Annotated in this window: 9 protein-coding genes; all 9 read left to right on the top strand. The window is 37.5% G+C overall.

Annotation, left to right across the window (positions count from 1 at the left end; translation table 11 throughout):
• Positions 1–123 precede the first annotated feature (123 nt).
• Positions 124–696: an RNA polymerase sigma factor gene (locus tag KTR06_RS23565; protein WP_241149828.1), complete on the top strand. Its 573-nt coding sequence runs from the start codon at positions 124–126 to the stop codon at positions 694–696.
• 96 nt (positions 697–792) lie between these two features.
• A complete protein-coding gene (locus KTR06_RS23570) occupies positions 793–1,902 on the top strand; it encodes a FecR family protein (protein WP_087323734.1) in 1,110 nt (369 codons plus the stop codon).
• Positions 1,903–2,038: 136 nt separating this feature from the next.
• Positions 2,039–5,431, top strand: a complete 3,393-nt coding sequence (locus KTR06_RS23575) for a TonB-dependent receptor (RefSeq protein ID WP_087323732.1) — start codon at positions 2,039–2,041, stop codon at positions 5,429–5,431.
• An 18-nt stretch (positions 5,432–5,449) separates the two neighbouring features.
• Positions 5,450–7,348 (top strand): RagB/SusD family nutrient uptake outer membrane protein, encoded by a 1,899-nt coding sequence (locus KTR06_RS23580; protein ID WP_087323729.1) that lies wholly within the window; start codon positions 5,450–5,452, stop codon positions 7,346–7,348.
• A gap of 32 nt (positions 7,349–7,380) precedes the next feature.
• Positions 7,381–8,823, top strand: a complete 1,443-nt coding sequence (locus tag KTR06_RS23585; protein ID WP_087323728.1) for a BT_3987 domain-containing protein — start codon at positions 7,381–7,383, stop codon at positions 8,821–8,823.
• A gap of 11 nt (positions 8,824–8,834) precedes the next feature.
• Positions 8,835–10,829: a glycoside hydrolase family 97 protein gene (locus tag KTR06_RS23590; RefSeq protein ID WP_217290860.1), complete on the top strand. Its 1,995-nt coding sequence runs from the start codon at positions 8,835–8,837 to the stop codon at positions 10,827–10,829.
• Positions 10,830–10,836: 7 nt separating this feature from the next.
• Positions 10,837–12,858, top strand: a complete 2,022-nt coding sequence (locus tag KTR06_RS23595; RefSeq protein ID WP_162613605.1) for a glycoside hydrolase family 97 protein — start codon at positions 10,837–10,839, stop codon at positions 12,856–12,858.
• 23 nt (positions 12,859–12,881) lie between these two features.
• Positions 12,882–14,618: a hypothetical protein gene (locus KTR06_RS23600; protein ID WP_087323721.1), complete on the top strand. Its 1,737-nt coding sequence runs from the start codon at positions 12,882–12,884 to the stop codon at positions 14,616–14,618.
• Positions 14,619–14,697: 79 nt separating this feature from the next.
• Positions 14,698–15,718: beta-galactosidase (locus tag KTR06_RS23605; protein WP_217290861.1), on the top strand; the 1,021-nt coding region annotated here is incomplete at its 3' end.

The raw sequence follows: 15,718 nt of genomic DNA on the forward strand, positions 1-15,718 counted from the left end.
GTCTTGACTTTCTTATTTACCGGGCGTAAAAAATCTGTTTTTTTATATACCTTTGCAGTGAATAATTAATTTGCTAATACTATATCTCTTATTTTTCAGATGCAATATACCTCATATCAAAATGTGAAAGATGCGGCTTTATGGAATCTTGTATTGAAAGGTGATATGAAAGCTTTGTCTTTCTTGTATAAGAAACATTACGAATTATTACTTAACTTTGGCCTTAAATATACTTCAGACGAGGAATTTGTAAAGGATTGCATTCAGGATCTTTTTGTGAAACTTTGTACTAGTAAGCGATTGTCATCGACGGAGTATGTACGTTCTTATCTTTTAACTTCTTTGAAAAATGTTATATCTGATAAATTGTCATCATTGAGACTGACGGAAGATTTGAATGAACATTTCTTTGAACTGAAAATAGAAGATACTGCTTTAGAATCCCTTTTTAAAGGTAATGATGAAGAACTTCAATTAAGCAAAAAATTGATAGACGCTTACAAAAGTCTGCCTGAGAACCAGCGGGTGGCAATCTATCTTCGTTATGTCAAAGGATTGTCCTATAAAGAAATGGCAGCTGTCTTGAACATAAATCCCCAGTCTTCCATGAATTTGGTTTCTCGTGCATTAACCAGTTTACGGTCAAAAATGACTTTAGATGAGTATTTACTATTTATTATTTTATTCTTTTCCTGACTATATTGCTCTTTTTTTATAAATTCTCTATTTTTTTTCGGAAAAAGTGAGTAGACATTTACATTATTGTCGTTTTAAAGATAAAGACGATGAAAAATGGAGAAAAGAAAGTTTAAAGTACACCACCATGTTGCACGAAAATTGATCGAGCACGCCAGAGAGCAGGAGAGACATGTCACTCCTGAAGAACTGGACGACTTGTGGAGACATGTAGAAGAACAAGTATTCATAGAGAAAAGAAAGAACTCACGACGCCATATCCTGTATGTCACCACGGCTTTATCGGCTGCAGTAATCTTCTTCTGCATATTCTGGTTAGGCAAACAATTTATTCCTTTTTATGCAGATGATGATTCGATTGCAGACTTTGCAAAATATGCACAAGTCGAAGAAGCTACCAACAAGGATATTCTATTACTGATACCAGGTAAGACAGATGTAGTAGTAAAAGATACAGATGTAAATATCATTTATTCACATAATGGAACTGTGGTGGTCAATTCTGATACGATTGATCAGAGGAAAACACTGGAGAAAGAAAGAGAATTCAATCAATTGATAATACCAAAAGGAAAGAGAACCCGATTGACTTTGGCTGACGGGACACATTTGTGGGCAAATTCAGGGACACGTGTCGTTTATCCCAGTCATTTTGAGAAGAATCGCCGTGAGATTTATGTTGAAGGAGAAGTCTATCTCGACGTCTTTCGTAATGAGAGTGCTCCTTTTATAGTTAAGACCAAAGATTTTCAGGTACAAGTATTGGGTACAGTGTTTAATGTGTCGGCATATCCGTCGGAAGGAATGTCATCTGTGGTATTAGTTAAAGGAAGTGTGAATGTTAAGAATTATGAGAAAGAACAAGTGAAGCTTGCTCCGGGACAATTAGTCAATATCCACACTGGGCAACTGAATACTCCTAAAAATGTAGATATAGAACCCTATGTATGTTGGGTGAAAAATATGCTGATGTATACGGACGAACCATTGGACAGGGTATTTAAAAAGCTAAATTTGTATTATGGCAGAGAATTTATTCTGGAACTGGAAGTTAAAGAAATGTTGGTTTCTGGTAAATTGGACTTAAAAGAAAAATTGGAAGACGTCTTACATACTATATCATTTTCCGCTCCCATTTATTATGAAAAATTTGATGATAAAATATATGTGAGAAAGGAGCGTATGATAAATAAACTTAATTATTAACCTTATTATTACACCTGTTTTTTATGAGAAATAAAGACCCGTAAAAAATAGCTGAATGATAGTGCACAATCATTCAGCTATAATAAAATCGAAACAATGTTCAAGATTGTTTAATTTTTTAATTCGTTGCTAATATATGAAAAATAACAATACAGACTTTTCTGCGAGGACGAAAATATCTCGCATATTATTTCTTTTTAGTTTTTGCTTTCTTTTTTTGCAATCTTACTCAGCAAATATAGAAACATATAATCAGGAGAAAACTTTTACATTTGAAATGTGGAATAAGCCCGTAAAAGAGGTGCTAAACTATATAGAGAAGAATAGCCAATTTATATTCTTTTACTATAATAATACGATTGACATAAAACGAAATGTAAGTTTATCTGTGAAAGATAAACCTATTACGTTCGTTTTGGATCAATTATTTAAAGGGATGGATGTCCGGTATGAGATAAAAGATCGTCAAATCTCTTTAAAGAAGAATGAAGGCCAACAGTATCCACAGAGTAAAAAACAACAGAAACGTAAATTGATAGGTACAGTTATGGATGCTTCAACTGACGATCTTTTGGTAGGGGTCAGTATCTCTGTTAAAGGAACACCGGGCGTAGGCACAATAACAGATTTGGAAGGTAAGTTTTCGATAGAAGTTTCAAATAATACAGAATTAGAGTTTTCTTATATAGGCTATAAGAAACAAACATTAATGGTAGGTGATTTAGGTGTTTTGAATGTGAAGATGGCATCCGATAATGAAATGTTAAGTGAAGTGGTCGTTGTTGGAGCCGGAACACAAAAGAAAATATCTGTAACGGGTTCCATAACTTCAGTGAAGGGGGAAGGACTACGTAGTCCTTCATCAACTTTAACGAATAACTTTGCAGGAAAACTCGCAGGGGTGGTTGCCGTCACTAAAACCGGAGAACCGGGGGCTGCTTCTGAATTTTATATTCGTGGTGTCAGTACTTTCGGAGGACGTGCTACTCCTCTTATCTTGATGGATGGGGTGGAAATATCTTCCGGTGATTTAAACCGTATACCTTCGGAATCTATTGAAAGTTTTTCGATATTGAAAGATGCTTCAGCCACTGCTATTTATGGAGCACGCGGAGCTAATGGTGTCATGCTTGTCACTACTAAGAACGGTGCGGAAAACTCCAAGGCTACAATTAATGTTTCATTTGAAAATTCATTTATGCAACCAACAAAGATGGTGGATTATGTCGATGGAGCTACTTGGATGGAGATTTATAATGAGGCTTTATTGACGCGTACTCCTGGTGCTAGCCCAAAATACTCCAAAGATGTAATTGATTTAACACGTTCACATACTTCTCCTTATTTGGCACCGGATGTAAATTGGCGTGATGTGATGTTTAAAGATATGACAATGAATCAAAGGGCGAATGTCAATGTTTCCGGCGGTGGATCGCGTGTAACATATTATTTGAGTTTGCAAGCTAATCACGATACAGGTATGTTGGACATACCCAAAACTTATTCTTTTGATAATAATATCAATCGATGGGATTATATATTTCAGAATAATATTGCTTACAAACTGACTTCTACCACTAAAGTAGGGCTAAGGATGAATGCTCAGATTGGGCAACACAAAGGGCCTGGATATTCCGTTTCAGACTTATTTAAATATGCTTATTATGCCAATCCCATAACATTTCCGGCTACTTATCCAAGTCAGGAAGGTGATACGCATATTCGTTTCGGCAATGCTTGGCTTACACAGGGAGAAAGGACGTATCTTAACCCATATGCGAAGATGATGGAGTCGTTCAAGGAAGAAAATTATAGTACCTTAAATACAACCTTGAATATCGAGCAGGATTTGGGATTTGTAACCGAGGGACTCTCTGTTAAAGCATTGATAAATTTTAAAAGTTATGCAGCTTCCGACTACACGCGTACAATGGAGCCGTTTTACTATTTAGCAAAGATGAGTTCAACAGAAGATAATCTGCAGTTGGAGCGTATAGGTAATAGTGGACAGGAATATATTCAGGAAGGCGAAATTCAAAAAGCAAATGACAATACGTTTTATCTGGATGCTAGAATTGATTATTCACGTACTTTTGGACAGAAGCATTCAGTGTCGGGGATGTTGATGTATATGCAGCGTGAATATCGTAATGGAACTATACCCAATCGTAATCAAGGCTTTTCCGGTCGTTTTACCTATGATTATAAACACAAATATTTGGTGGAGGTGAATTTTGGCTATAATGGCACGGAGCGTTTGGGGAAGAATGATCGTTTTGAGTTTTTTCCGGCTATGTCATTAGGATGGGTTGCCAGTGGTGAGGATTTTTGGAAACCAATTGAAAAATATGTCAACTATTTTAAGATTCGCGGTTCGTATGGATTAGTAGGTAGTGATGAAACTGGCCTCCAGGCAAATCCTGCTGCTGCGCACTTTTTGTATTTGGATGAAGTCAATTTGACAGGTAGCGGGGGATACCATACTGGTTATCTCGGTAATATTGGAGGAGATTATAAAGGGCCTGTGATCAACTCGTACGCAGTGACGAATGCAGGATGGGAACGAGTGAAGAAACTGGATATTGGTGTAGATCTGGAACTGTTCAATCAAGTGAATCTGACCTTTGATTATTTTTATGATAAAAGGTATAATATCCTAATGAGACGTGCTTCATGGCCGGTAATTATGGGGTATCAGAATGCTGTTCCTTGGAGTAATATAGGTGCGGTTGATAATATGGGGTGTGAATTTAGTATCAATTGGCGTAAGGAACTTTTTAAGGAATTTATAATTGATATGCGTGGTAATCTTACTTATAATAAAAACAAATATATATATAAAGATGAGCCAAACTATCCTTATGTATGGAAGTCGGATACTGGAAGACCGTTAAGTACGACGAAGGGATATATTGCAGAAGGTTTATTCGCCAGCCAGGAGGAAATTAATGTAAGCCCGACACAGAGTTTGGGCAGTACGGTTATGCCGGGTGATATAAAATATCGTGATGTGAATGGTGATGGACTCATAACTGAAGACGATATGGTGGTATTGTCTGATTATGGAAATATTCCTCGGATCCAATATGGTTTGGGAGTGAACATTACTTATAAAAAGTTTGATTTCGGAGTGTTTTTTAATGGTTCTGCCCAACGTACTATAATGATAAATGGTATTTCTCCATTCTTTTCGGATATGTCATATGGTGAACGCAACTTAATGTCTTTCATCGCTAAAGATTATTGGTCTGAAAGAAACCCAAATCCGAATGCGGCTTATCCGAGACTGGGAATCCAAAACAGTCAGATTGAAAATAATATGAAAGCTAGTTCATATTGGATGCGTAATGGAAATTTTATTCGTTTCAAGACACTGGAATTGGGATATACTTTTCCTCACTGTCGTATCTACTTAAGTGGCGATAATTTGGCCGTATGGAGTCCGTTTAAGTTATGGGATCCGGAGTTGGGCTATGATTCCTATCCTTTGTCCCGTACTTTTAATGTGGGAGTTCAATTGAAATTCTAATATTGTAAAACAAATAATATGAAGAGAATAGCTATTTTAAAATATTTCCTACAAGTCTTTTTATCAATGAGCTTGTTGTCTGCTTGTAATTATCTGGAAGTAATTCCACCTGAACAGGCGAATTTGGATGATACTATGAAAGATGCAAATGCTGTACGTAACTTTTTATATTCTTGTTATAACGGCGTTGAGAATACAATTACTATGGACAATCCTTCTGTAGATGAAACAACTAATTCTATTGAATTGAATAGTGGCTTACAGAAGCTCAGTTATAATCAATTGAGTTCATCTGTAATAGATTATGGGTATTGGCATAACGCATATAATGCTATTGGACAATGTCACTTGTTTTTACAACAATTGGAGAAATCTAACCCCCTGGGAGTAGACGAGGCAATGAAAACACAATATAGGGCAGAGGTGAATTTTCTGATAGCCTATTATCATTTCCGTCTATTGGTGGACTATGGTCCTATTCCTATAATTGACCATTTTATGTCAATGGCTACTCCGGTTTCTGAGATTCCAGGACGTTCGCATTTTGATTATGTTGTAGATTTTATTTGTAAAAAGTGCGATGAAGCGGCAACGGATCTTCCTGCTTACCGTACGACATCAGAATGGGGAAGAGCGACTTCTTCCATTTGCTATGCTTTGAAAGCTCGCTTGCTGCTTTATGCTGCTTCTGATTTATGGAATGGCAGTTTTCCATATAAAGACTGGAAAAACAAAAACTATGAAACTCCTGGATATGGGAAGGAGTTGGTGAGTAACTCGTATGAACCGGAAAAATGGAGAAGGGCTTTGGAAGCTTGTGATTATGCTTTAAAATGGGCTGAAGATAATGGTGGTAATAAATTATTGCTTGTAGATAATATGCCCTCAAGAGTGGCGAACCTTAAAGATCCATATATACCAGAGAATTCAGATGAGGATTTTGTGGCGCATGTCAAATTAATGAGTCTCGTATTACAATCAACTCCTGATGAAGGCAATTTTGAATATTTATGGGGGATTGTACCATATGTTGCGATAGGATTTTGGTCACCTTTACCCTTGAATATTATTGAACGAAATGGTTCATGGGTATCTGGATATAGTCAAATGGCACCGACTTTATATACGATCGAACATTTTTGTACTAAAAATGGGAAATTGCCGGAAAATGATGAAAAGTTTGTGGATAAAAGTGATTGGTTAAAATCTGCAGGAGTAAGCGGAAGATCTGATATTATTAATCTATGTGTAGGTCGTGAACCACGTTTTTATGCATGGATGGCCTTTGATGGAGGAGAATACACGCAACAGTTAGTAAATGGAAAATCTTTACAACTCAACATGAAGAGCTCTAGTAAACAAGGACGCAGCCCACAAGTGAACCGAAACTATTCACCCACTGGCTTTTTAAGTAAAAAGTTTGTTGAACCTGACTTGAATTTTACTTCAGAGAGTAGTGGTGAAGGCAATAATGTAAATTATCCGATACCATTATTTCGTTTAGCCGAATTATATTTGAATCGTGCGGAATGTTATGCGGCACTGGACATGACAAAGGAAGCGCTGGCTGATATAAATACGATACGTCGTAGGGCGGGGGTGCTTGAGTTGAAAGAAAGTGATTTGGATGTAATGCCTTTAATGGACTGGATTCGTAATGAACGATTTGTAGAATTATGGGGGGAGGGACATCGTTATTATGATGTACGCCGTTGGATGATTGCTCCAGAGAGATTGAAAGCTGGTGCAAGAGAAGGATTGAATGTTTTGGCGAAATATGATCCTTCTTTTGATGAGTTTAATGTACGGACCAAGATAAATCAGCCATTTATGTGGGATAATCGTATGTATATTCTTCCTGTTTATGCAGATGAGGTATATAGTAACCCGCAAATGATTCAGGCACCGGGATATTAATTTCATTTCAACAAACTGTAAATTATACGATTATGAAGAAAAAATATCTTTTTTTGTTATTGGGCGGATGTCTGATGGCGCTGTTTTCTTGTGATAATAATGAATCTGATTATCAGGATTTGTTTCCAGAAGAGTATCATAAAATCTTATATATCAAAGATAGTGGTTCTGTTGAGCTTGAATTATCACAATTGAGTTCAACTCCTACATATAATTATTCATTTATTGTTTGTAAGGCGGGAAGCAATCCTACTTTGGAGGCGAATGCTCATATTGAAGTGATGTCACAAAAAGAATTGGATGAGAAATATAGCATTCCCGAAGCCGTAAATTATAAAGTACTTCCTAAGAAAACATATTCCTTGGAGAATTCAGAGTTATTATTTACGTCTGAAGAGTTACATAAGTATTGTAATGTATCATTGACACCTTCTATTATCAAAGAACTGCTGGAAGAAGGAAACCCCTCTAATTTATGGGTGTTGCCATTGAAGCTAGTCAGTGCATCTGATTCTGTCAATTCAGATAAGAACATCTTGTTTTTAAAGATTGTAGCTGTCAATACTCCGACTGTTAAATTTTCGAATACAAGTAAAAAAGTAAATTTTGGCAATAGTTCATCTTTATCAGTAAATGTGGGTGCGGAAATCGTAAATGTTTCTAACAATCAATGGAATTTTTCGTGTGAGGTTGATTATGCTTCTGATGCCACGGTTTTGCTAGATGAATATAATCAGAATAATCCGGCTTTTAAATGTGTGTTGATGCCTATTCAAAATGTAGCTTTTAGTATAAAAACTTTTGAGTTTGAGCAAGGAGACAGCAAATCTATGAAAGATTTGGTTCTAAATATCACATCCGATGGATTGATATCAGGAACAAACTATTTTGTACCGATAAAATTTGTCAGTTGTACAGAAGAAGGATTTGTGTTGGAAAATCCCTATTATTTAATTGTTACCAATCCCTTTGGAAATAATGCTAAAATAACATTAAATCCGGAACAACTCTCTAGTCCTCATTCAGAACAGAACCATGAGGGAAGATTGGAATGTTTAGTTGATAATAATAGGGACACTTTCTGGCACGCTTGGTATTCTAAATATGTATCCTCTGAGATTGGTTATTATTTTGATGTCAAATTACCCGCTCCTATTTCTGATTTCTCAATAGGCTATACCACACGTAGTGGAGACTACCACGAAGATCCGGTAACTATTTACTTGTATGGCAGTAATATTGGTGATGATAATTTGAGCAATTGGACATTGATTGCTACACTGAATAGTGAAACTGACGCTTTGCCAACAACTGCAAGTACGGATTATAGATCTAGTGTTTTCACGGCGTCTGCTTCTTTCTCTTATTTAAGGTTTGCCTGTCCGAGAAGTATGAGAATGGGAGAGATCAGATATCCGGGAAGTGGAAGAGATGGTTCGTTAAATTTGGCGGAATTCCGTTTATGGGGCAAATAAAAGTAGAAGAAATGACAAAAAAAATATTTGTTTTGTTTAGCTTGATAATATATGGTGCAGTTTTGTTGGCTGCCCATAATTATCAAGTGAAATCTCCTGATGGTAGATTACTTGTTACAATTTCAACAGATAAGCAAATTACTTATTCTGTAAAGCATGATGGTTTGTTGATGTTGTTGCCCTCACCTATAAGTATGCAATTGGATAATGGACAAATTTGGGGGAAGGAGGCCAAAATAGCTAAAGTGAAAAAAGTCAGCAACAATAATATAATAGAGAGCCCTTTCTATCAACGTAAGGAAGTTGTTGACCGCTATAATGGTTTAATCTTGAATTGTGGTAAAGAATTTGAACTGGAATTTCGTGCGTATGATGAAGGGATGGCTTACCGCTTTATTTCCAAGTATGAAGGAACTTATAAGATCATAAATGAACAAGCTGATTTTAGATTTGATAGAGATTATCGTTCTCATCTTGCTTACGCCCCTCGTGGAGGGGCAGATGGGAATGATAGATTCAATTCCAGCTTTGAAGAAATGTATACAGAGACAAGTTTAAATGGAATTGCGGAGAATCAGTTGATAATGACGCCGACACTGATTGTTGGAAATGAAGGGAAAAAGCTATGTATAGCAGAGTCTGATGTAATCAGTTATCCAGGGATGTTTTTAACAAGAACGGAAGATTATTCCAATGTATTAAGTGGAACATATGCTAGTTATCCGGAAAAAATGGCACCACGAAGTTGGAATGATTCTTTTTATAAAATGGAAAACTATGCGGATTACATTGCCAAATGCGATGGAGTGCGTACATTTCCATGGAGAATTCTGTGTATTGCTGATAATGATATTGAGTTACTGAGTAATGACATGGTTTATCGGTTGGCTAGCCCATCCCGCATTGCGGACACAGCCTGGATTAAGCCAGGATTGGCTACCTGGGATTATTGGAATAACTGGGAAGGTCAGGGTGAAAGCGGTAAAACGATTGATATGTACAAGAGGTTTATCGATTTTGCAGCATCTCAAAAACTGTCCTATTATGTCATGGATTCTGGTTGGGCTATATATGAAGGTAATGGTGCTTCTATGACTAAACCACGACCGGAGTTATGCTTGAATGAATTGGTGAAATATGGAGAAGAGAGAGGAGTTGGACTTATCTTATGGGGTGGTTCTGCCAACTTTGCTGCTGATAACATGGAAGAGATATGCCGTTATTATGCACATATGGGTATTAAGGGATTTAAAATAGATTTTTGGGAATACGATAATCAGCGTATGATGGACCTATTGTTTAAAGCGGCGGAAATTACCGCTAAGTACAAGCTATTGTTAATTTACCATGGATGCCCGAAACCTGTCGGTTTAAATCGGACTTTTCCAAATATCATGAGTTATGAAGCGATAAAAGGGCTGGAGTATGTTTCAACTGGAATAGTAGGAGCCTATGATATGATTGATTATAATGTAATTTTTCCCTTTATTCGTCAGATAGCCGGAGCATCTGACTATACTCCGGGAGCCATGAAAAATCTGCCGATTGGGAAACTTGGTTGGGCTCCTAAAGCTAGTGAGGGTACCCGTTGTCAACAGATTGCTTTGTTTATTACCACCTTTAGCCCTATTGGTTCGTTGTGTGACAGTCCTACCAATTATTATGCCAATAAAGAATCTGTGGATTTTATTTCTCGAATACCGACAACTTGGGATGAGACAATACCTATGCATGGAATGATCGGACAATATATTGTGATGGCCCGGCAAAAAGGGAATAAGTGGTTTATAGGAGGGGTGAATAATAAACAATCCCGCATTATAACTTTAGATTTTTCTTTTCTTCCTGCTGGAGATTATCAGATGGAGTGGGTTTGTGATGCAAAAGATGCTGATGTGAATCCTGAGAATTACATTAAAGAAATAATAAATATACCATCGAACCGAAAACTTGTCGTTAAAATGGCACAGGGCGGAGGATTTGCTGGGATTATTCAAAAAAAATGATATGGATATGAAAAGCTTTTTGGTGAAAGGGATAGTCTTTTTATTAGTACTGGTTACTGCATGTAAAGATTCTGATGAGGATAATTTATCAAAAGGAGGTTCTGTTGTTGGAAAAGATTTTGCAATAAAGTCTCCTAATGGTTTGCTGGAAGTAAATGTTAGTACAGGAAAAAAACTGACCTTTGATTTGAACTATGGGGGAACTCCCATGCTTGCCAAGTCCACTATAGCATTGCAATTGGGACATGGAATTATCTGGGGTGGTGGAAGAGAATTGAAGGGTGCCAAAGAAGAGACGATTAATGAATCATTTTCTACATCGTTCTATTTAAAAAAGACAGTTACCGATAAATATAATAGACTGTATCTTGATTTTGGAGATGATTTTGATGTGGAATTTCGAGTGTATGATGAAGGTATGGCTTACCGTTTTATATCTAAACGTACGGATAATTATAAGATTTATGGTGAGCAGGCTGATTTTACCTTTGCTGAGAATAACCAGATTTATGTAGCTTATGCTCCTCAAAGTAGTTTCTCTTCGAATGATAAGTTCAATTCCAGCTTTGAAGAAATGTATACTTTGACTACGGTTAATGGTGTGATAAAAGACAAACTTATAATGACTCCAATGTTGGCAGTGTGTGGTAATGGTAAGAAGCTTTGTATTGCAGAATCGGATGCGGTCAATTATCCGGGATTGTTTTTGAGTCGTAACTCTAATTCGGATGATGTGCTGAATGCTACTTTTGCAGCTTATCCTACAAGTATGGAGCCTTCTGCGAATTATGGCAGTCATTATCAGGTAGGAGGTTATGCGGAGTATATTGCAGATTGTAACGGTGCTCGTACTTTTCCTTGGCGAGTGTTGTGTGTGGCAGAACGTGATATGGATCTGTTGTCTAATGATATGGTATATAGATTGGCTGCTCCTTCTAAAATAACAAATACTTCATGGATTAAACCGGGTTTGGCAACATGGGATTATTGGAGTTGGTGGGATGGAAGAGGAGAAGGTGCAAAAACTTATGATACTTATAAACATTTTATAGATTTTGCAGCTTCTAAAGGCTTACCGTACTATATCATTGATTCAGGGTGGGCTTTAAACGGAAGTTCTTTGGCTGAGGCGCGTCCGGAAATAAGATTGGAGGAACTAATTGAATATGGAAAGCAAAAAGGAGTCGGGCTTATTTTATGGGGTGGTGCTGCTAACTTTAGTGATGGAGATATGGAAGCAATCTGTCAACAATATTCCAGAATGGGTATTAAAGGTTTTAAAATAGATTTTTGGGAATATGACAACCAACGCATTATGGAACGTTTTTATAAAGCCGCAGAGGTATCCGCCAAATATAATTTATTGATGATTTATCATGGTTGTCCGAAGCCGTCAGGAGTAGAACGTACATATCCTAATATTGTAAGTTATGAGGCGGTGAAAGGAATGGAGTTTGCGTCCACTGGATTTGTAGGGTTGAGGGACATGGTTGATTATGTTGTGACTTTTCCTTTTATTCGTCAATTGGCAGGGCCGTCAGATTACACGCCGGGTGCTATGAAAAATATTCCTATTGGTAGCCAGTGGTCCAGACGCTCATGCGAAGGTACGCGGTGTCAGCAGTTAGCTTTATTTATTTCGATATTTAGTCCATTAGGAACATTATGTGACGGACCTACAAATTACAATAATAATCAGGAGTCAATAGACTTTATTTCTAAGATTCCGACTGTGTGGGAAGAATCAGTTCCTTTGGATGCAAAAATAGGACAGTATATTATTATTGCCCGTAAAGGACATAATGGTGAGTGGTTTGTTGGCGGAGTAAACAACAAAGATGCACGTACCGTAACAGTTCCTTTGTCTTTTTTGACAGCAGGTGAATATACAATGGAGTTAATGAGAGATGCGGATGATGCAGCCTTGAATGCAAAGCATTATGTAAAAGAAGTAAAGAATGTTTCCAATGCGACATCTTTGACTATTAAAATGGCTCCTGGAGGTGGTTTTGCAGCACGTATTTATTAAAAAAAAATCCAAAAATTATTATTATGAAACACTATCAATTTTATATCTTATGGCTATTTGTTTGTGTAATAGCTTTTTATTCATGTTCTAAGGATGAAGATATCTTTTTAGGCAATGACGAGATTGAAAAACCTGAAGGTCCTGGGCAACCGGATAATATCGTTATATCTTTAGTCGCGTCGGGATTACAGGATATCATCGATATTAGGATAAGTCCCTCGTTTCAGTTTGATATTGAAAGAAGTGTGGATGCGGAAGAAACAGTTGCGTTATTTGCGAAATTGACGGAAGAAGAAGTTAATGAAGAATTGAATGATGAACATACCTATAAATACTTCTCGGACGAACAATGGACGATTGATGATAATCCGATTGTTTTTACAACAGGTGAAACGAAGAAATCGGTTACTGTCTCATTCACAGAACCTCCACGCACAGATGTTCCACAGGTATATGTGCTTGGATTATATTTGCGTTCATTTACGGAAGAAGCGAAAATAGAATCTACTAAAAGTAAGATTATATTCAGGGTAGAAATTCCTGCAAAAGAAGGAACTGCAACTAATCCTCATCTTTTGAGTTCTATAGATGATCTGTTGGCGATGAAAGTAAAAGTCGATGCGATTGCTGCCGGAGAGGAAATTTATTTTGAACTTCGGAATGATATTGATTTGGCTGGAGCAAGCTGGATGCCTTTAGTTGATGCAGGTGGAAATTTGGATTGGGGAGAATATCGTATAATTCATTTTAATGGCAATAATCATAAGATAAGTAATTGGTCTTGTGAAGGTACCCCCTATGCTAGTTTCTTTGGTGTGTTAATAGGTTCATGTAAAGATGTCACTTTTGAAAATGCTGTTGTTTCAGGTACAGGAAGACCTGTAGGGATTGTGGCGGGAGCTGTGGGGCATTGGGGATATTTTAATCCTAAAACGGAAATTGTGAATACTCATGTTAGTGGTTCTGTTGACGGTGAAGTGAATTTGAATTGGGATTGGGGAAATCCGGCTTTTGCAATTGGAGGTATTTGTGGAGTGTTGAGGCAGGGTAGTATATTAAACAGTTCTTCTTCTGCCAATGTAAGTGGGACAGCTGCAGGAGGTATTGTCGGAGATTGTAACAATGGTGGCGGCGGAAGTATTTCAGGCTGCTTTTATAAAGGTGGAACTGTAACTGCTATTGGTGGTGCGGATGCTTATGCCGGCGGAATTACGGCTAGAATAGCTAATTGTCGTATTTCTAATTGCTACTCTTCCGGTACAATCAGTTCTGAAAATGGAAAAGCGGCAGGAGGTATTACTGGAGAACTGTCACCAAATACCACAATTTCCAATTGTTATTCGACAGCAAAAGTTATAGCCAATACCAATGCGGGCGGGATTGTAGGTCGAACTGATGGATGCAGTAATAGTACAGTTGAAGGTTGTATTGCTTGGAATTATTCTGTGACATCATTATCTGATTTAGGCTCAGGACTTGTTACAGGATGGATTAATGGTTCTAATTTAACGTTACAGCGTTGTTTCTCTAATTATGATATTCCTCTTGTGGTCAATGGTAACAGTGTAGACGTTAGTGCGGAATTTACTGAAGATAAAATAAATACATATATCAATGATTATCGATATAATGGAGGTCGTGCTGCAACTACTTTGAAGGAAACGGTAGGTAAACTTGAGTTAGGTTGGAGCACAGATATTTGGGACCTTGCTGGCGATGCTCCTAAATTAAAGTGGGAATCAGTGATAGTTGTTGAATAGTTTTCTCTCTATATATTAGATGGAGTGTGAGGAGAGGTGTCGTAGAATGACACTCTCCTTATATCTAAATAAATTACCAATGAAAACAATAACTTTTATTTTAAGCATATTATTTTCTGCAACAGTATTTTCTCAGTCTCTTGTCGAAAAATCCTTCCCTAAGGAAGAACTGTTTTCTTTAGGCTCTTATTATTATCCAGAGCAATGGGATTCTTCTCAATGGGAACGTGATTTGAAAAAAATGTCAGATATGGGAATTAAGTTCACCCATTTTGCCGAATTCTCTTGGTCTATGATGGAACCGGAAGAAGGAAGGTATAATTTTGAGTGGTTGGATCGTGCTGTGTCTTTAGCGGAGAAATATGGTCTGAAAGTAATCATGTGTACACCTACCTCTACGCCTCCAGTTTGGTTGTCGAAAAAACATCCCGATATTTTGATTCGGCGGGATAATGGTGTACAAATTCAGCATGGTCGTCGACAACATGCTTCTTGGAGCAGTGACTGTTATCGTCGCTATGTGGAAAATATCGTCTCTCGTTTAGCAAAACATTATGGTAATAATCCTACCGTTATTGGTTGGCAAATCGATAATGAGCCGGGACACTACGGAGTAGTGGATTACAGCGAAAATGCGCAGGCGAAGTTTCGTATCTGGTTGCAAAAAAAATACGGCATAATTGATAAATTGAATGATACATGGGGAACCTCTTTCTGGAGTGAAACTTATCAGAATTTCGAACAGGTTTGTCTTCCCAATCAGCAGGAGGTTCCTGAAAAACCGAACCCTCACGCCATGCTTGATATGAATCGTTTCATGGCGGACGAATTGGCGGGCTTTGTTAATATGCAGGCAGGCATACTCCGGCGGCATATCAGCAGAGACCAATGGATCACTACCAACCTGATTCCTGTTTTCAATCCGGTTGACCCGGTACGGATCGATCATACGGACTTCCTGACCTACACCCGCTACCTGGTGACCGGACATAATCAAGGAATAGGTAGCCAGGGCTTTCGAATGGGGATTCCCGAAGATCTTGGGTTTTCAAATGACCAGTTTCGTAACCGTGTCGGCAAAACATTCGGAGTGATGGAAC

This window comes from Bacteroides sp. MSK.20.12 (genome assembly GCF_019052435.1).
GTDB classification, from domain to species: domain Bacteria; phylum Bacteroidota; class Bacteroidia; order Bacteroidales; family Bacteroidaceae; genus Bacteroides; species Bacteroides xylanisolvens.

Coding starts and splice junctions, on each gene's coding strand:
- KTR06_RS23580 (WP_087323729.1), top strand. CDS start 5,450: ATGAAGAGAATAGCTATTTTAAAATATTTCCTACAAGTCTTTTTATCA.
- KTR06_RS23595 (WP_162613605.1), top strand. CDS start 10,837: ATGAAAAGCTTTTTGGTGAAAGGGATAGTCTTTTTATTAGTACTGGTT.
- KTR06_RS23570 (WP_087323734.1), top strand. CDS start 793: ATGGAGAAAAGAAAGTTTAAAGTACACCACCATGTTGCACGAAAATTG.
- KTR06_RS23585 (WP_087323728.1), top strand. CDS start 7,381: ATGAAGAAAAAATATCTTTTTTTGTTATTGGGCGGATGTCTGATGGCG.
- KTR06_RS23590 (WP_217290860.1), top strand. CDS start 8,835: ATGACAAAAAAAATATTTGTTTTGTTTAGCTTGATAATATATGGTGCA.
- KTR06_RS23600 (WP_087323721.1), top strand. CDS start 12,882: ATGAAACACTATCAATTTTATATCTTATGGCTATTTGTTTGTGTAATA.
- KTR06_RS23575 (WP_087323732.1), top strand. CDS start 2,039: ATGAAAAATAACAATACAGACTTTTCTGCGAGGACGAAAATATCTCGC.